The organism is Pontibacillus salipaludis (assembly GCF_014642405.1).
Classification (GTDB): domain Bacteria; phylum Bacillota; class Bacilli; order Bacillales; family BH030062; genus Pontibacillus; species Pontibacillus salipaludis.
Genome location: NZ_BMIN01000023.1, coordinates 1 through 18,581, shown reverse-complemented (window position 1 = coordinate 18,581; position 18,581 = coordinate 1). Strand labels below are relative to the sequence as shown.

Below are 18,581 nucleotides of genomic sequence, written 5' to 3'. Positions count from 1 at the left end.
GACAGGAGGTGCACAGTATGTCCCGCGTAGGTTTAAAACAACTACAAATCCCTGAGGGTGTTGAAATCAACATGAATGGGGACGAAATTACAGTTAAGGGTCCTAAAGGTGAATTAACTCGTACTTTCCATCCAGACATGACGATCAATATTGAAGACAATATTTTAACCGTTGCTCGCCCAAGCGATAATAAAGAACACCGTTCTTTACACGGTACTACCCGTAGTCTTATCGGAAACATGGTTGAAGGTGTTTCTAAAGGCTTCGAGAAAAGCCTTGAGATCCAAGGTGTAGGTTACCGTGCGCAAAAGCAAGGTGAAAAGATCATCATTAACGCTGGTTACTCTCACCCAGTTGAGGTAGAACAGCGTGAAGGTATCGAAATCGAAGTACCATCTAACGCGAAATTAACTATTAGAGGTATCGATAAAGAACTAGTTGGCGCTGTTGCAGCGAACATCCGCGCAATCCGCCCACCAGAGCCTTACAAAGGTAAAGGTATTCGTTACGAAGGCGAACATGTTCGTCGTAAAGAAGGTAAAACTGCTAAATAAGTCTCGTTAGGGAAGAGAAAGGAGTGACCTGAATGATCACAAAAGCTGACAAAAATGCTGTGCGTAAGAGAAGACATGCACGCGTGCGTAAAAAAGTAGCTGGTACTCCGGAACGTCCACGTTTAAACGTTTATCGTTCAAACAAACACATTTACGCTCAAATCATTGACGATGTAAATGGTGTTACACTAGCTAGCGCTTCTACAGTAGATAACGAGTTTAACCTTGATACTACTGGAAACGTTGAAGCTGCAACAAAAGTTGGTCAGATGGTAGCTGATCGTGCGAAGAATAATGGCGTTTCTGCTATTGTATTCGACCGCGGAGGTTATTTATATCACGGACGTGTGAAAGCTCTAGCTGACGCTGCTCGCGAAGCAGGACTAGAATTTTAATAGAAAAAGGAGGGACAGAAATGAGTACAAACGTAGTAGATCCTAACAAATTAGATCTAGAAGAACGCGTTGTTACTGTCAACCGTGTTGCAAAGGTTGTTAAAGGTGGACGCCGCTTCCGTTTTGCTGCATTGGTTGTAGTAGGAGACAAAAATGGTCATGTTGGATTCGGTACTGGTAAAGCCCAAGAGGTTCCAGAAGCGATTCGTAAAGCAATTGAAGATGCGAAGAAAAATCTAATCACTGTACCAACAGTTGGTACTACAATTCCACACGAAATCATCGGACGTTTCGGTGCTGGAAACATCCTTATGAAACCTGCTGCAGAAGGTACTGGAGTTATCGCAGGTGGTCCCGTACGTGCGGTACTAGAACTTGCAGGTGTAGGTGACATCCTATCTAAATCATTAGGTTCAAACACACCAATTAACATGGTACGTGCTACACTAAGCGGACTTAGCGAACTTAAGCGTGCGGAAGACGTTGCGAAACTTCGTGGAAAGTCTGTAGAAGAACTGTTAGGATAAGGAGGGAAATAGTATGTCTAAAAAATTAGAAATTACCCTCACTCGCAGTGTGATTGGCAGACCAGAACCACAGCGTGCTACTGTTAAGGCGCTTGGTCTTAAGAAAATTCGCCAAACCGTAGTTCACGAAGATACTCCAGCTGTACGTGGTATGGCGAACAAAGTATCTCACCTAGTGACGGTAAAAGAAGTATAACGATCGAATAACGTAAAAGAGGAGGTGCTACAATGAAACTTCATGAACTGAAGTCAACAGAAGGTACTCGTAAAACACGTAATCGTGTAGGCCGTGGTATGGCTACTGGTAACGGTAAAACTTCTGGACGTGGTCATAAAGGACAAAAAGCTCGTTCCGGTGGCGGTGTACGCCCAGGTTTCGAGGGAGGTCAAATGCCTCTATTCCAACGCCTACCAAAGCGTGGTTTCACAAACATTCACCGCAAAGAGTTTGCAGTTGTAAACCTTGACGCGTTGAATCGTTTCGAAGAAGGAACAGAAGTCACTCCTGAGCTTTTGCTTGAAACAGGCGTGGTTAGCAAACTTAATTCTGGCATCAAGGTACTTGGTAAAGGTAACATTGAGAAGAAACTAACTGTAAAAGCTCATAAGTTCTCTGCTTCCGCGAAAGAAGCTATCGAAGCAGCGGGCGGTCAAACTGAGGTGATTTAATGTTCCGGACAATCTCCAATTTTATGCGCGTGAGTGATATACGACAAAAGATCATCTTCACTCTTTTAATGTTAGTCGTATTCCGACTTGGAACATTTATACCTGTTCCATTTACTGATAAGAACGCCATTAACTTTATGAATGAAAATAATGTTTTTGGCTTCTTAAATACGTTTGGGGGCGGAGCCCTTCAACAGTTCTCCATCTTTGCAATGGGAATTATGCCGTACATTACGGCCAGCATCATTATGCAGCTTTTGCAAATGGATGTTGTTCCTAAGTTCACAGAATGGAAGAAGCAAGGTGAAGTTGGCCGTCGTAAATTAGCTCAGTTTACCCGCTATGGAACGGTCGTTCTAGCTTTTATCCAAGCAATTGGTATGTCAGTCGGCTTTAATGCGATGACTGGCGGACAATTAATCTTAGATCCGGGTGCTATGAAGTTCATTGTAATTGCACTCGTACTAACAAGTGGAACAACGTTTTTAATGTGGTTAGGTGAACAAATCACTGCACATGGCGTAGGTAACGGAATTTCCATCTTAATCTTTGCAGGTATTGCTGCTGGTATTCCAGGTGGAGTGAACCAGCTTTATGAGAAATATATTTCCGGAGCAGGAGATCAACTATTTCTCAATATCGTAATTGTTGCATTGATTGCACTTGTAACAGTTGGAATTGTCGTTGGAGTTATATTCATTCAACAAGCGTTGCGTAAAATTCCTATCCAATATGCGAAACGGTTAGTCAATCGTTCTCCAGTGGGTGGTCATTCTACGCACCTTCCGATAAAAGTAAATGCTGCAGGGGTTATCCCAGTAATCTTCGCAATTTCATTTATCGTGGCTCCGCGTACTGTCGCAGGGTTCTTCGGTGATAGTGAAGTGGCTTCCACAATCCAGTATATCTTTGATTATCAAAACTGGACTGGAATGATTATCTATGTAGCTTTAATTATTGCTTTCACGTATTTCTACACATTTGTTCAGGTTAATCCGGAGCAAATGGCGGAGAACTTGAAGAAGCAAGGTGGATATATCCCAGGAATTCGTCCTGGTAAAAACACCGAAACTTATTTGACTCGTGTACTTTACCGTTTAACATTTGTGGGTTCTATTTTCCTAGCTGTGATTGCTGTATTGCCGATTATCCTAGGGAATTTTGCCGGACTTCCACAAAGTGTTCAAATTGGTGGTACTAGTCTACTCATCGTAGTTGGTGTTGCACTAGAAACGATGAAACAATTAGAAAGTCAGTTAGTGAAACGTCACTACAAAGGCTTCATTAAATAAAAGGATTAGGTGCTAATCCACCAATGAGAGCGAGGGGAACATTTTGAACTTAATCTTAATGGGTTTACCAGGTGCTGGTAAAGGTACCCAGGCAGAGAAGATCGTTGAAAAATACCAAATCCCTCATATCTCAACAGGAGATATGTTTCGTGCTGCGATTAAGGAAGGAACTGATCTAGGAAAAGAAGCTAAGTCCTATATGGATCAAGGTGCACTTGTACCGGATGAAGTAACCATCGGTATTGTGCGCGAGCGTCTTGGTAAAGAAGATGCTACTGAAGGCTTTCTTTTAGACGGCTTCCCGAGAACAATCGCACAAGCAGAAGCGCTTGAAACAGTTCTATCTGATTTAGGCTCTACATTAGACTATGTTCTTCATATCGATGTAGACCAAGATCAGCTTGTCGAGCGTTTGACTGGACGTAGAATATGTCCAACATGTGGCGCTACGTACCATGTCACATTCAACCCTCCTAAAGTAGAGGGGAAATGCGACAATGATGGTAGCGAACTCATTCAACGTGATGACGACAAACCAGAAACCGTGCGCAAGCGTGTTGAAGTAAACCTTGAAAACACTAAACCACTATTAGACTTCTATGAAGGTAAAGGATATTTAGTTTCGATCAATGGAGATCAAGAAATTGATCAAGTATTCCATGATATCGACCAAAAGCTCGGAGGCTTATCTAAATGATTATTACAAAGACGCCACGCGAATTAGATATTATGCGTGAAGCCGGCAGAATCGTCGCACTCACGCACCAGGAATTGCAAAAGCATATTGAACCTGGTATCACTACCAATAAACTTGATGAGATTGCGGAAGAATTCATTCTCAGTATGGATGCAATTCCTTCTTTCAAAGGTTATAATGGATTCCGTGGCAGTATTTGTGTATCTGTCAATGAAGAGCTGGTACATGGAATTCCAAGTGATCGCCAATTGAATAACGGAGATATTATCTCTATAGATATTGGTGCTAAATATAAAGGCTATCATGGAGATTCTGCCTGGACTTACCCAGTAGGGGAAATCGATGAAGCAACACAGGAACTACTTGATGTAACTGAAGAGTCCTTGTTTAAAGGCCTGGAAGAAGCAAAACCGGGCGTTCGCTTATCAAATATTTCTCATGCTATACAATCATTCGTAGAACCTAAAGGTTTTTCTATTGTTAGAGAATATGTAGGCCACGGAGTTGGGCAAGAACTTCATGAAGACCCACAAATTCCTCACTACGGTCCACCGAATAAAGGACCACGTCTTAGACCAGGAATGGTTTTAGCCGTTGAACCAATGGTAAACGCTGGTGAACGCTATGTACGTACGCTAGCTGATAATTGGACAGTAGTTACGGAAGATGGTAAGATGTGTGCCCACTTCGAGCATACTATTGCAATAACGGATGAAGGTTTTGAGATTTTAACTAAAGCCTAAGTGAAGGTGATCGTTTTTGAACGAAGCGGATTCGAGTCCACGAATAGGTCAGGTTGTTCGTGTTTTGCAAGGACGTGAGGTAGAACAATATATGATTATCATCGGATTTGTTGATGATCGTTTTGTGATGCTCGCAGACGGAGAAAAACGAAAGTACGACAGGCCGAAGAAGAAGAATATTCAACACATTGAATGTACTGAGTATGTTTCTCCTGAGGTCGAAAATAGCCTTCTAGAAACTGGTCGCGTAACGAATGGCAAACTTCGTTTTGCCTTATCAAAATTTGTAGATGAAGCAGTGACTGATTTGAAGAAGGGAGATCAACTCGATGGCGAAAGAAGATGTAATTGAAGTAGAAGGAACAATCGTTGACACATTGCCCAATGCAATGTTTAAAGTTGAGTTAGAGAACGGTCATACCGTACTTGCTCACGTCTCCGGAAAGATTCGTATGCATTTCATTCGTATTCTTCCAGGAGATAAAGTAACGGTTGAACTTTCTCCATATGATTTAAGTAGAGGACGTATTACCTACCGCTACAAATAATAATGCGGGAATGCTCCGATCTAAAAGGAGGTATGGATGATGAAGGTAAGACCATCTGTAAAACCAATTTGCGAAAAATGCAAAGTTATCCGCCGTAAAGGTAAAGTAATGGTAATTTGCGATAATCCTAAGCATAAACAAAAACAAGGATAAGTACTAAAGGAGGTGCACTGCTGAATGGCACGTATTGCTGGTATTGACATTCCACGTGACAAACGTATTGTCATTTCATTAACGTATGTATACGGCATTGGACACACAACTGCTAAATCAGTTTTAGCGGATGCAGGCGTATCTGAGGATACTCGTGTTCGTGACCTAACAGAAGATGAATTAGCTAAGATTCGTACAGCTCTTGAGAACTACACTGTTGAAGGTGATCTTCGTCGTGAGAACTCTCTTAACGTGAAGCGCCTGATCGAGATCGGTTCCTACCGTGGAATCCGTCACCGTCGTAGCCTTCCACTTCGTGGTCAGAAAACGAAAAACAACTCTCGTACGCGTAAAGGTCCACGTCGTACAGTTGCAAACAAGAAAAAATAAGGTATAAAGGAGGTAAGCTAACCCTATGGCTCGTAAAACAAACACTCGTAAGCGCCGTGTGAAAAAGAATATTGACACGGGTGTAGCACACATCCGTTCTACGTTTAACAACACTATCGTTACGATTACTGACGTTCAAGGTAACGCAGTATCTTGGAGTAGTGCTGGTGCACTTGGTTTCAAAGGTTCTCGTAAATCTACTCCATTCGCTGCACAAATGTGCTCTGAAGCAGCTGCAAAAGCTGGTATGGAACACGGACTTAAATCCGTAGAAGTAACGGTTAAAGGCCCAGGTGCTGGCCGTGAAGCTGCGATTCGCGCACTTCAAGCAGCAGGACTAGAAGTTACAGCCATTGTTGATGTAACTCCAGTACCTCACAATGGTTGCCGCCCACCAAAACGTCGTCGTGTGTAATTTACCTGTATAGAATTTGTCACCCTGTCTATAATGGGTTATGATAGCTAAAAAAGCAGTATAAAAGCATTTTAGCTTATGAACGAATAAACTATGTATAAACGGGGACTGCCTACCTGAGGAATTTCGGTTAGACTTTGTCTAACCGGGGACCGGGCTCTGCTGTAACCTCTGTCCAGATTGAAGGCGCACTTCATGAATTTTCAACAGTTGATGGAGTAGTCGAAGACGTAACAACGATCGTCCTAAATCTTAAGCAATTAGCTCTTAAGATTTACTCTGAAGAGACTAAAACTTTAGAGATTGATGTGTCAGGGCAAGGAGCAGTAACAGCTGCAGACATCACGCATGATTCTGATGTGGAGATCTTAAACCCTGAGATCCACATTGCTACGTTACAATCTAATGCAAATCTGCGTATGAAAATTACTGCAGAAAAAGGACGCGGCTATCGTCCTGCAGAAGCGAACAAATTTGATGAACAGCCTATCGGCGTCATCCCAGTTGATTCTATCTTCACTCCAATTTCACGTGTTACCTACCAAGTGGAAAACACTCGTGTAGGCCAGGTGACAAATTTTGATAAGCTTACGTTGGACATTTGGACTGACGGAAGCATTCGACCAGAAGAAGCAGTTTCATTAGGTGCTAAAATCTATATGGAACACTTAAACATTTTCGTTGGACTCACTGATGAGGCGCAAAACGCTGAAATCATGGTTGAGAAAGAAGAAGACCAGAAAGAAAAAGTCCTAGAAATGACAATCGAAGAACTGGATTTATCCGTGCGTTCTTATAACTGCCTCAAGCGTGCAGGTATCAACACGGTACAAGAACTCGCGCAAAAATCGGAAGAGGATATGATGAAAGTTCGTAACCTTGGACGTAAATCCCTTGAGGAAGTTAAGCATAAGCTCGAAGAACTTGGCTTAGGCTTACGTAAAGACGATTAATCATTCGTCGATAGAGAGAAACTCTGCAAAGGAGGGGAACTGACATGGCTAGAAAACTAGGTCGTACAACTGACGTACGTATGGCATTGCTACGCAACTTAGCAACTGACCTAATTATTCATGAACGTATCGAAACTACTGAAGCGAAAGCGAAAGAGCTTCGTTCTGTTGTGGAGAAAATGATTACACTTGGTAAGCGTGGAGATCTTCATGCTCGTCGCCAAGCTGAATCTTTCCTATACAAAGCACAAGCTGATGATGAGAGCGGTCAAACTGCACTTCAGAAGCTATTTACAGACATCGGTCCACGTTACGAAGACCGTCAAGGCGGTTACACTCGCATCATGAAACTTGGTGCCCGTAAAGGTGACGGTGCAAAAACTGCGATTATCGAATTAGTATAATCCCACTTGGAAAAAGGGCAGGACAGAATCTCTTTAGAGGTTATCCCAGCCCTTTTTTTATACGTTTAAGACAAATTCCGGCGACAACCTAATTCGACATTTTATAAAAACACTGTTGTGTTAATTTGTCGTATTTCCGGGGAAATATGAGAGTAGAGCAGAGGAGGTAAGAGATGGAGCAGAGTTTCTTAGAATTTCAAAACGTCTCTTTCCAGTATCGAGAAGACAGTCCTGTTGTGTTGGATGATGTCTCTATTCAAGTGAACCAAAATGAATGGGTAGCTGTCATAGGTCATAATGGTTCGGGTAAATCAACCATGGCAAAACTTATGAACGGATTGCTTTTCCCAAATGAAGGCCACGTGTACGTAGACGGCTTAAAGCTTTCTGATGAGAATATATGGGAGATCCGTCGTAAAGTCGGTATGGTATTCCAAAATCCAGATAACCAGTTTGTGGGGACAACGGTTAAAGACGATGTGGCGTTTGGACTTGAAAACCACGGGATCCCTCGTGAAGAGATGATAAAAAGAATTGCCCATAGTTTAAAAGCTGTTGGGATGGAAGAGTATGAAGATCATGAGCCGCACAGGCTTTCAGGTGGTCAGAAACAACGTGTCGCCATTGCGAGTGTGTTGGCCGTGGCTCCATCTATGATTATTCTGGACGAAGCCACAGCCATGTTAGACCCTAAGGGAAGAAAAGAGATTATGCATACGGTGAATCAGGTTAGACAGGAACGTGATGTTTCAGTTGTAACGATCACACATGACTTAAATGAGGTAACGCTTGCTGATCGGGTTATTGTTATGAATAAAGGTAACGTTTGGTTTGAGGGTACTCCTCGAGAGCTGTTTGAACAAAAAGGGGATCTTCAATCCATTGGATTAGATATTCCGCTCGTGTCAAAGTTCGCTCATGAATTAAAAGAGCTTGGCCTTAATGTGAACAAACAACCCTTAAATCATGAAGAATTGATGGATGAATTATGGACATTACATTCGACAATGTAAGTTATATCTATCAACCGAATAGCCCGTTCGAACACCGAGCTCTCGAAAACCTCTCTTTTCAAATTCCATCTGGTTCCTTTGTGGCTGTGATTGGACACACAGGATCTGGGAAGTCTACACTCATTCAACACCTGAATGGTTTGCTAGCTCCTACCCACGGGAGTGTGACGATTGGTGACGTCATGTTGCAAGCTGGGTCTAAACCGAAAAACCTGAAAGCACTTAGAAAACAAGTAGGCGTCGTTTTTCAATACCCAGAACACCAATTATTCGAAGAAACAATTGAAAAAGATATCTCATTTGGACCTCTAAATTTTGGCGTACAAGAAGAAGAAATCAAACAAAGAGTACAAGAAACAATAGAAGCTGTAGGGTTGTCATCAGATATGTTAGAGCGTTCTCCATTCGATTTGAGTGGTGGACAAATGCGCCGTGTTGCTATTGCGGGAGTGCTTGCTATGAATCCTCGAGTACTAGTATTAGATGAACCTACCGCTGGCTTAGACCCTAAAGGACAACGTGAGATTATGGATATGTTTTATAAACTTCATCATGAGAAAAATCTCACAACGGTTCATGTTACGCACAGTATGGAGGATGCTCTTGCTTATGCTGATTACGTTATTGTGATGCACAATGGCCATATGTATATGCAGGGGAAACCACTAGAAGTGTTTAAAGAGAAGGAAGCTTTGAATAAAGTGGGATTAGATGTGCCCGAAATTATTGAATTAACTACTAAGATGAATAAGCGATTTGGACTATCCTTGGAATACAAGAAGCAATCCGTTGAAGAATTGGCTGCAGAAGCTGCTCATAAGTTAAAGGGGGGCTCTGTATGAACAGTTCTATGGTAATCGGGCAATATGTACCTGGAGACTCTCCTGTACACCATATGGACCCGAGAGCAAAGATTACAATCATATTCTTCTTTGTCATTGTGGTCTTTTTTGCTAACTCTGTAGCGAGTTATGGGGCTCTCGCGTTATTTGCTTTATTAAGTGTTGGAGTTACGAAGATTCCACCTCGTTTTATTGCAAAGGGGTTAAAGCCTGTTTGGTTTTTGATTATATTTACGTTTATTCTTCACCTCGTTGTTACGAAAGAAGGAAATGTACTTTTTTCCGTACTAGGTTTTGACGTTTATTCAGGAGCCCTTATTCAAGGTGTGGCTATATCTTTAAGGTTCTTTTTATTGATTCTTATTACATCGTTGCTTACATTGACAACCACACCTATTGCGATTACAGATGCTATTGAGAGTATCCTTCATCCTTTAAAAAGGATTAAGTTTCCTGTACATGAGCTAGCGTTAATGATGTCGATCTCTCTGCGCTTTATCCCTACGCTTATGCAAGAGACAGAGAAGATCTCAAAGGCCCAAGCCTCACGAGGGGTTGATTTCAGAACAGGTCCTATTAAAGAACGATTAAAAGCTATTGTCCCATTATTGGTGCCACTCTTTGTAAGTGCGTTTAAGCGTGCTGAAGAGCTGGCTATGGCTATGGAGGCTAGAGGCTATCAAGGTGGCGAAGGACGGACTAAACTCCGTGAGCTTGCGTTACGTAAAATTGACTATATGGTTCTTGTTCTGTTCACCTTTGTGATAATCGCTGTATTTTTAACTAGAGCATAGAGGTGTCTACACTATGGTTCGTATTGCTTGTGTGGTAAGCTACGATGGTACTCATTTTTCTGGATTTCAAGTTCAACCAAATGGACGAACCGTTCAGGAAGAGATTGAGAAAGCGTTGAGGAAAATTCATAAAGGGAAAGAAATACGTTTACACCCTTCTGGACGAACGGATGCAGGTGTTCACGCACGTGGACAAGTCCTTCATTTCGATTCTGATTTAGATAATCCTAATATGGATTGGAGAAAGGCCCTGCAATCTTTAATGCCGGATGACGTGGTCATACAACGTGCTTACCCTGTATCTGATGATTTTCATTCACGCTATAGTACAAAAAAGAAAGAATATCGGTACCGTGTCTTAAACCGTGACATCCCCGATGTTTTCCGGAGAGGCGTAACCTTTCACTATCCTTATAAATTAAATATAGAGGCCATACAAGAGGCATGTGCTTTAGTAGAAGGCACTCATGACTTTACGTCCTTTTGTTCGAAGAAAACGACGATGAAAGGTGATTATGTGCGTACTCTATATTCTGTCCGCTGCGACGTAGTAGATGATGAACTGGTATTTACGTTTATCGGGAGCGGTTTTCTTTATAATATGGTTCGTATTTTAATCGGAACGTTCCTTGAGATTGGTTCCGGAAGAAAAGACGTATCAGACTTAAAAGAAATATTGGCAGCTAAAGATCGAGACCAGGCTGGCAAAACGGCGCCACCACAAGGGTTGTTTCTGTGGAATGTGGATTATTTGTAAAAACAACGTCCCCAGGTGTAACATACCCTTGACATTAAATAGTAAAGTATTATAATATGATCTATGGCATTTTATTTCTATACCACGATTGGCCCCGGAATCTAATTGTGTTGAGAATAAAATATACGTTAACGAGATAACGAAAATCAGGAGGGAACTGACCATGCGCACAACTTTTATGGCAAACGAAAACAACGTTGAACGCAAATGGTATGTTGTTGATGCTGAAGGCCAAACACTAGGTCGTTTGGCTAGTGAAGTTGCAGCAATCCTTCGCGGTAAGCATAAAGCAACTTACACTCCTCACGTTGATACTGGCGATCATGTCATTATCGTAAACGCTGAGAAGATCCAACTTACAGGTAAAAAACTGACGGACAAGATGTACTACCGTCACACAAATTATGTTGGTGGACTTAAAGAACGTAACGCTCTAGAAATGCGTACGAACTATCCACAACAAATGCTCGAGCTAGCCGTTAAAGGTATGCTACCAAACGGAAGCCTAGGACGCAAAATGGGCAAAAAGCTACATGTTTATGCAGGTCCTGAACACAAGCACCAAGCACAAAAACCAGAAGCATACGAGCTTCGCGGTTAATTAATAAGGAGGTTGACTACAGATGGCACAAGTACAATACAACGGTACCGGACGTCGTAAAACTTCTGTAGCGCGTGTACGTTTAGTTCCAGGTACAGGCCGTATCGTTATTAACAAACGTGACTCAGAAGATTATTTCCCATATGAAACGCTACGTGTGATCACTAAACAACCTTTAGCTGTGACTGAAAACGAAGGCAACTACGACGTTTATGTAAACGTTGATGGTGGTGGCTTCACAGGTCAAGCTGGTGCAATCCGTCACGGAATTGCACGCGCGTTGTTAGAAGCAGATCCAGAATACCGTACGACTCTTAAGCGTGCAGGTCTACTTACACGTGACCCTCGTAAGAAAGAGCGTAAGAAATACGGTCTTAAAGCTGCTCGTCGTGCTCCACAATTCTCAAAACGTTAATTTTATATTTTCGTTTTTCAAAACCCCTGGTCTTTGGACCGGGGGTTTTTTGTCGTTTACTATATAATAAATGGCTATGTCCGCTTGTGTATCTTAACTTAAGTCGTTCAATACTATTCAATCAGCGCCCACCGCTCTCATGTTGGTGGGCCTTTTTATGTGTACGTATTTTTTCCAGTCAAGGGAAGTGTTATAGCTCAGAATGATTGAGCTTCATACCGAATACACTAATAAGCAATATGGAGGTGATTCGGTATGTCGGTTGTATCAATAGATCGGCTCCGTTTAAATAAACAGCTAGCTTTTGAGCGAAATTTATTGCGTGAGTTAACATTCACAGAAGTTCAAAACGATGTGTCTAAGAGGTTTCAGCGCTTCTTTCACTCGTTTCAAGTATATGAGTCCGCTATTAAGGAAGAAGCGGTTGAGCAAGCAATGGAAGCATACTTATTAGGTGCAGAGGCGAGTCAATTTATACTAATGGGAGAGGGTATGGAAGACATTCAAAAACGTTATGAATCTGAACTTGGTACAATCGCACTTGATTTCTTTGATTATCTGGAGTATTGGCAGCAAGCCTCAGGTATAAATGGATGGTTTGTTGTAAAGGCAGAAAAGAGCTGTGAAGATTTTATAGACACATGGTGGAAGATTGGTTTAGAACGAGGGGAACGACGTAGACGGCTAAGACTTGATTGATACGCATATTCTCCATCCTTGTCCCATATATTGAGAAGTAGCTAGGACGAGGAGGAGACAAGGATGGGGAAAGCTTTTAAAATTTCAAGTTGGTTTATTGGTTTAGTGGTCCTAATTGTACTTATACGTTATCCGATCGAAACAAATGATTCGTGGCAAACATGGTCCCTTCCCCTTGCTGGTAAGGTTATTGTCATTGACCCGGGTCATGGTGGGGTTGATGGTGGAGCGGTGGGGAGCGATGAAACGCTTGAGAAGGAAATAACACTGGAGGTTTCTAAAAAACTTCGGGATTATTTACAACAAGCTGGGGCTCTAGTTTATATGACGAGGGAAAGAGATGTTGATTTGGCTGATGAGGATGAAAAAAGCATTTCTAAACGAAAATCCCAAGATTTAAAGAGGCGTGTCGAATTCATCAATGATAAAGAAGCTGATTTCTATGTAAGTGTTCATCTAAATGCCATTCCCTCGCCAAAATGGCACGGGGCTCAATCTTTTTATAATGCATCTTCGCCAGAAAGTGAACAACTTGCGAAGCTTATTCAAAGTGAAATTAAGCGGAACTTAGAAAATACGAATCGTAGTGCATTAGCTATTAGTAACATGTACTTGCTTCGCAGCACGGAATCTCCTGGAGCGCTTGTGGAAATTGGATTTTTGTCTAATGCACATGAGCGAGAGTTGTTGAAAACAGAGGAGTATCAAAACAAAGTTGCTGCTTCGGTATATGAAGGGATGTTACGCTACGTTACAGAAGATGCGATACCGGAATGACCTTACTGAAAATTTGTAATAATCAAGCACTGTCATCCAAGCTTTCTGACTTTTTATGTTATACTACAACATAGACACTATAGAAGGTTGGTGACAGAATATGATTACAAAAGAACAAGTGGTGGATCTGCTACATCCCTTGCAAGATCCTCATTTACATAGAACATTAGAAGAAACAGACGGAATAGAAGAGATTAAAATTAAAGAAGAGAAGAATCATGTAAGTGTGAAGATTGCTATAGCCCAACCCAATACAGCTGAGCAAATGCAATTTCAACAAGAAATTGTAAACGTTTTAAAAGGTGCTGGTGTGGCTACAGTAGGGTTAAGATTCAACCAGTTATCGGATGAGATTATTCAGCAGTATGCGGGTGCTAGTAATGAAAGTGAATCATTATTAGAAGGAAATACAGGAACAACATTCATTGGGATCGCTAGCGGTAAAGGTGGCGTAGGGAAATCTACTGTTACGGTTAACCTAGCCACTTCTTTAGCACGCTTAGGTAAAAAAGTAGGAATTATTGATGCCGATATATACGGGTTTAGTGTACCGGATATGATGGGGATTGAAGAGCGACCGGTAGTACGTGGTGAACAGATTATTCCAGTAGAACGATTTGGTGTGAAAGTCATTTCTATGGGCTTTTTCGTTGAGGATAATTCCCCAATTATTTGGCGAGGTCCAATGTTAGGTAAAATGCTCACGAGCTTCTTTAAAGAAGTAGAGTGGGGAGACTTAGATTATTTACTCATTGATCTGCCACCAGGTACAGGTGACGTAGCGTTAGATCTTCATTCCATGCTCCCATCCTGTAAAGAAGTGATCGTCACTACGCCACACCCAACGGCAGCATTTGTAGCGGCCCGTGCTGGCCAAATGGCTATTAAAACAGAGCATGAAATTTTAGGTGTAATCGAAAACATGGCGTATTTCCAAAGTGCGTTAACTGGCCAAAAGGAATTTGTATTTGGCCAAGGTGGAGGTCCGAAACTAGCTGAACAACTTCAGACAGAAGTTCTTGGACAACTCCCTCTTCAACAACCTTATGAAGAAGAGGACATCTTTGCTCCTGGTGTATACCAAGCAGACCACCCGACAGGAAAGATCTTTTTATCCATTGCGAACAAAATGATAAAAAAGATGAGTTAAACCTAATGAAAAGGGTGCCCTTCTATAGGGCACCCTTTTTGTTATTCACTTCCGCCACCAGATTGTTGCTCTTGTTTAGAACCATTGCCGCCGCTAGAGCTCTTTTCACCTTGTGAACCGCCGCCACCCTCTGACTGAGATTGTCCTGTTTTCATCTCTTCAGCAGCTTTTAGAACGATTTCGCTCATTTTAGCTTTAAACATAGGAGTTTCCATGGTTTCTTGTATGGTCTTTTCCAGATCTTCACGGAATTGCTGACTTTTCATAACCGTAAGCATCTGTTTTTCCATTTCAGGATTTTGCATAAGCTCTAACATGCTTTTTTGGTACTGGGAATCTTTCATGAGAGATTTCATAATCTTCTTCTGTTCTTCGGATAATGATTCAGCGAATTTTTTTGAGAACTGAGGATTTTGGAATAATTCTTCCCAAAATTTCTTTCCTTTGTCAGACATAATGGTTTCTTCAATGCTCGTTTTGACAACATCTGATTCTAAGACAACTTGCTGTTTCATTTCCTTATCGGATAATACTTCTGTGATTGCCTTTTTTCCATCATCGGTTTTCAATATATCTACAACCATTTTCTTGGTTTTATCATAATCGGCTTGTTCTCCGCCAGATGAGGAGTTACCAGAACAAGCTGTTAATACTGTCATTAGTACGAGTAGGATTGCTAAACCCTTCATCCTATTCATGAGAACGCTCCTTTCAATCACCTTACATATACTTAATATGAGATAATTGAAAGAAAATATACACAGGTTTTGGAGTGAAAACGCTTGTTTTTATGGTAAAATACCATAGGATTGATTTACGGCAATGAAAGTAGGGGGATCCAACGTGACAAGTCGCAAATGGGTGAATTTGTTTCTGACGACTTTATTGTGGGGAGGGCTTATTACCCTCTTCGTTAGTTTTTTTGTACAGAATGAACATTATGTAACAGCTTTTAATCCTTTTAGTATATGGGAAGTCATTATCTTAATGCTCATGTATTTAGGATTAGGTTTTATCTTTAGTGTAATTAGTCAGATGGCGTTCTTTGCTTATCTAACGGTTCACCAATTTGGTTTAGGGATGTTTAGAAAGCTGTGGGCACCCATCCAGATTGTTCTGATTCTGTTTACTTTGTTTGATTTGGTGTACTTCCGCTATAAGGCTGTATCAGGAGAAGTGGGCGTAGCTTCATTTTTTGTATTGCCAGCAGCGCTCCTTCTATTTGGTTGGGCAGTAGCCTATCTGAAATCTAAAGAAACGAACTCAAAGGCATTTATACCTGCTCTATTCTTTATGGTCGTTATAACTTCAGTAGAGCTCGTACCAGCTTTCCAGGCTGACGACTCTGATTGGGTTATGCTTATGCTACCTGCAGTTCTTTTCTGTAATACTTATCAGCTATTAGTTCTTCATCGCTTGAATGATGGAGAGACGAAGGCAGAAGCGGTACAAGCATCTAATACGCCTAAAAAAGGCCAGAAGAAAAAGAAGAACAGAAAGAAAAAAAGCAAACGTTAATACGTTTGCTCTTTTTTATTTCACAGTGGATGACTTTGCCTCTGTTTTTGAGATCATCTCAGATATGGAGACAAATTCGTACCCTTTTTGTTTCAATCCTGGAAGAACAGTCTTTAATGCTTCGTTTGTTTGTTTTACAGAGTCAGAAGCATGTAAAACAATAATGTCTCCGCCTGAAGTTTCTTTCATGATCTCGTCTACAATGGTTTGCGTTCCAGGGTTCTTATAGTCTTCAGGGTTTATGCTCCATTGTACGACCTTAAAACCGAGATCTTCTGCAAGCGTCAGTACTTCTTTGTTGAAGTGTCCATGTGGAGGTCTTAGAAGGTCCATTTCTTCATACCCCAGTTTTTTAAACACTTCCCTTGCGTACAAAAGGTCTTTCTTTACTTGGGCAATGTCTTGTTTAGCATAACTTTTATAACGATATCCCATCATTCCTAAATCATGTTTGCTCTCAGTAATTTCTTTTAAAATATCCGGGTGCTTTTCAGCCCATTCTCCGCTCACAAAGAATGTAGCCTTTACATTGTTTTTCTTTAATGATTCAAGAATGGGGAAAACTTCTTCTTGTCCCCAGCTAATATTAAATGTAATAGCTACATCCTTGCCCTTAGTGTTGCTGCTAATAAGTGCACGTGGACCTTTGTCGGTTGAAAAGACAGAGAAGGCATTGTCTTTTTCTACCCATAAAAAGATTGAGCAGAATAGAGCGGCAATAACAACTAGTCCCCACTTTTTTATTCGATTTCCGTTCCATGCATAAAAGTGTTGCATCATACACCTCTCCTTATCCATTCAGAAATTCCCTGCTTAGTACAACTTATGAATGGAGTGGACAAATATGAACAAGCAGATGATTCATTTCATAAATTGGATATAAATGGACATGATAGAAGGGAACAATTATAAAGAGGTGAGTACATGCTAGGACTTTTATTAAAAGATATGGAACAAAAAGAAATAGAATATCTATTGAAGCGGGAGATGGATGAGCTTTTAATGGACTTAGAAGACCACCGGATTGATCACGTTGTCAAAAGAGCTATGGAAGAACGTTATAAGATCCTGTACCAATTGTTCAAAAGATTAGCAAGCAAACATGACTGTATTCGATATGTACTGCCAAAGCGTAAACATCAATAGTTAGACCTCTCCTATGTATGATATAGTGTATGTATGAAATCGCTTTTACATAGGGGTGGAGAATGAATGAGGGAAATAGGTGCCATTATATTTGATTTAGATGGTGTGATTACGGATACCGCTGAATATCATTATTTAGCCTGGAAACAATTAGCTGAAGAATTGGGAGTACATTTCGACCGTGCGTTTAACGAACGATTAAAAGGTGTAAGTCGAATGGACTCCTTACATATGATTTTAGACCATGGAGGCATTGTGCTCTCTGAAGAAGAAATGAATGAGTTAGCTCATAAAAAGAATGAACATTATAAAACCTTTATCCAGCAAATTACTCCAGATGATCTTCTGCCGGGAATATTACCGTTCTTGAACGAGATAAGAGCAGCGGAGATTCCAACAGCGCTAGCTTCCGCTAGTAAGAATGCCCGCCCTGTTATTCGACAGCTTAAAATTGAATCCTTTCTAGATACAATAGTAGACGCAGCTACCGTTAAGAATGGTAAACCTGATCCGGAGATCTTTTTAAAGGCTGCGGATCAGTTAGCGGTTACCCCTGATAAATGTGTAGGAGTAGAAGATGCTGAAGCCGGAGTGGATTCCATTAAAGCTGCTGGAATGTATGCAGTAGGAGTAGGGAGTAAAAAAGCTATGGCCAAAGCCGATTGGATTATAGAGCATCCATCACAACTCACGTTAAAAGCGCTACGAGGGCATTACGGATAAGATCATGTGATCCCTCTAAAAGATTTTTAGAGGGATTTTTAATTTTTTTATGCAAAACTATTGCAAAAGTCATTAATACCGTGGTAAGATATTTTTTGTTGTCAGCGAGATAAGCACTTCAAAATAAGAGTTAAACAATAACAAATTAACTTTTTCAAAAAAGTGATTGACGAAATTAATTAGAAATGTTATATTAGTTTCTGTCGCTGAAACACAGCGAAACAATTTGATCTTTGAAAACTGAACGAAACAACATGTAACGTCAATGTCTTTAAATTATTTTTTAAAGCCAGTAATCATTTATTTGATGCTAGGCAAACTCTAACTTTATGGAGAGTTTGATCTTGGCTCAGGACGAACGCTGGCGGCGTGCCTAATACATGCAAGTCGAGCGCGTGAATCAACA

At 41.1% G+C, this 18,581-nt stretch carries 28 protein-coding genes, 1 rRNA gene and 1 pseudogene; 28 read left to right on the top strand and 2 right to left on the bottom strand.

The features are described from left to right. The first annotated feature begins 17 nt into the window (after positions 1–17). From rplF to salA, 24 genes and pseudogenes are all read left to right on the top strand, one after another. Positions 18–554 carry a 50S ribosomal protein L6 gene (gene rplF / locus IEW76_RS18590; RefSeq protein WP_036787745.1) on the top strand — a complete coding sequence of 179 codons (537 nt, stop codon included), beginning with the start codon at positions 18–20 and terminating at the stop codon, positions 552–554. Between the two features lie 32 nt (positions 555–586). Continuing rightward, a complete protein-coding gene (gene rplR, locus IEW76_RS18585; RefSeq protein WP_036787742.1) occupies positions 587–949 on the top strand; it encodes a 50S ribosomal protein L18 in 363 nt (120 codons plus the stop codon). 20 nt (positions 950–969) lie between these two features. Continuing rightward, complete coding sequence (gene rpsE / locus IEW76_RS18580) at positions 970–1,476, top strand: 30S ribosomal protein S5 (protein ID WP_036787740.1); 507 nt, start codon at positions 970–972, stop codon at positions 1,474–1,476. A gap of 13 nt (positions 1,477–1,489) precedes the next feature. Next, the gene (gene rpmD, locus IEW76_RS18575; RefSeq protein ID WP_036787738.1) at positions 1,490–1,672 is read left to right on the top strand and encodes a 50S ribosomal protein L30; all 183 of its coding nucleotides are present in this window, start codon (positions 1,490–1,492) and stop codon (positions 1,670–1,672) included. A gap of 32 nt (positions 1,673–1,704) precedes the next feature. Beyond that, positions 1,705–2,145: a 50S ribosomal protein L15 gene (gene rplO / locus IEW76_RS18570; RefSeq protein WP_036787735.1), complete on the top strand. Its 441-nt coding sequence runs from the start codon at positions 1,705–1,707 to the stop codon at positions 2,143–2,145. Then, a complete protein-coding gene (gene secY, locus IEW76_RS18565) occupies positions 2,145–3,437 on the top strand; it encodes a preprotein translocase subunit SecY (RefSeq protein WP_188655919.1) in 1,293 nt (430 codons plus the stop codon). The genes rplO and secY overlap by 1 nt, the downstream gene beginning before the upstream one ends. A 43-nt stretch (positions 3,438–3,480) precedes the next feature. Next, the gene (locus IEW76_RS18560; protein ID WP_188655918.1) at positions 3,481–4,134 is read left to right on the top strand and encodes an adenylate kinase; all 654 of its coding nucleotides are present in this window, start codon (positions 3,481–3,483) and stop codon (positions 4,132–4,134) included. Beyond that, positions 4,131–4,877 (top strand): type I methionyl aminopeptidase, encoded by a 747-nt coding sequence (map, locus tag IEW76_RS18555; protein ID WP_188655917.1) that lies wholly within the window; start codon positions 4,131–4,133, stop codon positions 4,875–4,877. Before IEW76_RS18560 ends, map begins: the two co-directional genes overlap by 4 nt. A gap of 16 nt (positions 4,878–4,893) precedes the next feature. Then, positions 4,894–5,229 carry a KOW domain-containing RNA-binding protein gene (locus IEW76_RS18550; protein ID WP_036787722.1) on the top strand — a complete coding sequence of 112 codons (336 nt, stop codon included), beginning with the start codon at positions 4,894–4,896 and terminating at the stop codon, positions 5,227–5,229. Next, a complete protein-coding gene (gene infA, locus IEW76_RS18545) occupies positions 5,207–5,425 on the top strand; it encodes a translation initiation factor IF-1 (protein WP_036787719.1) in 219 nt (72 codons plus the stop codon). The genes IEW76_RS18550 and infA overlap by 23 nt, the downstream gene beginning before the upstream one ends. Positions 5,426–5,464: 39 nt before the next feature. Beyond that, positions 5,465–5,578 carry a 50S ribosomal protein L36 gene (gene rpmJ, locus IEW76_RS18540; RefSeq protein WP_036787716.1) on the top strand — a complete coding sequence of 38 codons (114 nt, stop codon included), beginning with the start codon at positions 5,465–5,467 and terminating at the stop codon, positions 5,576–5,578. 24 nt (positions 5,579–5,602) lie between these two features. After that, positions 5,603–5,968: a 30S ribosomal protein S13 gene (gene rpsM, locus IEW76_RS18535; RefSeq protein WP_036787713.1), complete on the top strand. Its 366-nt coding sequence runs from the start codon at positions 5,603–5,605 to the stop codon at positions 5,966–5,968. A 25-nt stretch (positions 5,969–5,993) separates the two neighbouring features. After that, the gene (gene rpsK, locus IEW76_RS18530; protein ID WP_036787710.1) at positions 5,994–6,383 is read left to right on the top strand and encodes a 30S ribosomal protein S11; all 390 of its coding nucleotides are present in this window, start codon (positions 5,994–5,996) and stop codon (positions 6,381–6,383) included. A 152-nt stretch (positions 6,384–6,535) separates the two neighbouring features. Continuing rightward, positions 6,536–7,336 (top strand): annotated as a pseudogene (locus IEW76_RS18525) (DNA-directed RNA polymerase subunit alpha); the annotation flags it as partial. A 44-nt stretch (positions 7,337–7,380) separates the two neighbouring features. Further along, positions 7,381–7,740: a 50S ribosomal protein L17 gene (rplQ, locus tag IEW76_RS18520; RefSeq protein ID WP_036787704.1), complete on the top strand. Its 360-nt coding sequence runs from the start codon at positions 7,381–7,383 to the stop codon at positions 7,738–7,740. A gap of 173 nt (positions 7,741–7,913) precedes the next feature. Next, positions 7,914–8,753 carry an energy-coupling factor ABC transporter ATP-binding protein gene (locus IEW76_RS18515; RefSeq protein WP_188655915.1) on the top strand — a complete coding sequence of 280 codons (840 nt, stop codon included), beginning with the start codon at positions 7,914–7,916 and terminating at the stop codon, positions 8,751–8,753. Next, a complete protein-coding gene (locus IEW76_RS18510) occupies positions 8,729–9,595 on the top strand; it encodes an energy-coupling factor ABC transporter ATP-binding protein (RefSeq protein ID WP_188655914.1) in 867 nt (288 codons plus the stop codon). The genes IEW76_RS18515 and IEW76_RS18510 overlap by 25 nt, the downstream gene beginning before the upstream one ends. Beyond that, positions 9,592–10,389, top strand: a complete 798-nt coding sequence (locus IEW76_RS18505) for an energy-coupling factor transporter transmembrane component T family protein (RefSeq protein WP_188655913.1) — start codon at positions 9,592–9,594, stop codon at positions 10,387–10,389. Before IEW76_RS18510 ends, IEW76_RS18505 begins: the two co-directional genes overlap by 4 nt. A 13-nt stretch (positions 10,390–10,402) precedes the next feature. Continuing rightward, positions 10,403–11,146, top strand: coding sequence for a tRNA pseudouridine(38-40) synthase TruA (truA, locus tag IEW76_RS18500; protein WP_188655912.1), 744 nt, complete (start codon positions 10,403–10,405; stop codon positions 11,144–11,146). Between the two features lie 163 nt (positions 11,147–11,309). Beyond that, positions 11,310–11,747, top strand: a complete 438-nt coding sequence (gene rplM / locus IEW76_RS18495; RefSeq protein WP_036787689.1) for a 50S ribosomal protein L13 — start codon at positions 11,310–11,312, stop codon at positions 11,745–11,747. Positions 11,748–11,769: 22 nt separating this feature from the next. Next, a complete protein-coding gene (gene rpsI / locus IEW76_RS18490; RefSeq protein WP_036787686.1) occupies positions 11,770–12,162 on the top strand; it encodes a 30S ribosomal protein S9 in 393 nt (130 codons plus the stop codon). 255 nt (positions 12,163–12,417) lie between these two features. Then, positions 12,418–12,861, top strand: a complete 444-nt coding sequence (locus IEW76_RS18485; protein WP_188655911.1) for a DUF2521 family protein — start codon at positions 12,418–12,420, stop codon at positions 12,859–12,861. 63 nt (positions 12,862–12,924) lie between these two features. Then, on the top strand, positions 12,925–13,638 hold the full coding sequence (gene cwlD, locus IEW76_RS18480; RefSeq protein WP_188655910.1) for an N-acetylmuramoyl-L-alanine amidase CwlD: 714 nt from the start codon (positions 12,925–12,927) through the stop codon (positions 13,636–13,638). Positions 13,639–13,738: 100 nt separating this feature from the next. Beyond that, on the top strand, positions 13,739–14,788 hold the full coding sequence (gene salA, locus IEW76_RS18475; RefSeq protein WP_188655909.1) for an iron-sulfur carrier protein/transcriptional regulator SalA: 1,050 nt from the start codon (positions 13,739–13,741) through the stop codon (positions 14,786–14,788). A gap of 41 nt (positions 14,789–14,829) precedes the next feature. Here salA and gerD read toward each other — a convergent pair whose 3' ends face one another. Further along, a complete protein-coding gene (gene gerD / locus IEW76_RS18470) occupies positions 14,830–15,486 on the bottom strand; it encodes a spore germination lipoprotein GerD (protein ID WP_188655908.1) in 657 nt (218 codons plus the stop codon). 145 nt (positions 15,487–15,631) lie between these two features. Between gerD and IEW76_RS18465 the strand changes: the two genes are divergently transcribed. Next, positions 15,632–16,306, top strand: a complete 675-nt coding sequence (locus IEW76_RS18465; protein ID WP_188655907.1) for a KinB-signaling pathway activation protein — start codon at positions 15,632–15,634, stop codon at positions 16,304–16,306. 15 nt (positions 16,307–16,321) lie between these two features. On the opposite strand, the gene pdaB is transcribed toward IEW76_RS18465, so the two are convergent. After that, positions 16,322–17,086 (bottom strand): polysaccharide deacetylase family sporulation protein PdaB, encoded by a 765-nt coding sequence (pdaB, locus tag IEW76_RS18460; protein ID WP_308422093.1) that lies wholly within the window; start codon positions 17,084–17,086, stop codon positions 16,322–16,324. A 144-nt stretch (positions 17,087–17,230) separates the two neighbouring features. Between pdaB and IEW76_RS18455 the strand changes: the two genes are divergently transcribed. The 3 genes from IEW76_RS18455 to IEW76_RS18445 form a co-directional block, all read left to right on the top strand. Then, entirely contained in the window at positions 17,231–17,452 is a 222-nt protein-coding gene (locus tag IEW76_RS18455) for a hypothetical protein (RefSeq protein ID WP_036787668.1), read from the top strand. 66 nt (positions 17,453–17,518) lie between these two features. Next, positions 17,519–18,175, top strand: coding sequence for a beta-phosphoglucomutase (gene pgmB / locus IEW76_RS18450; protein WP_188655906.1), 657 nt, complete (start codon positions 17,519–17,521; stop codon positions 18,173–18,175). A gap of 326 nt (positions 18,176–18,501) precedes the next feature. Then, positions 18,502–18,581: ribosomal RNA gene (locus tag IEW76_RS18445) — 16S ribosomal RNA — on the top strand; the annotation flags it as partial.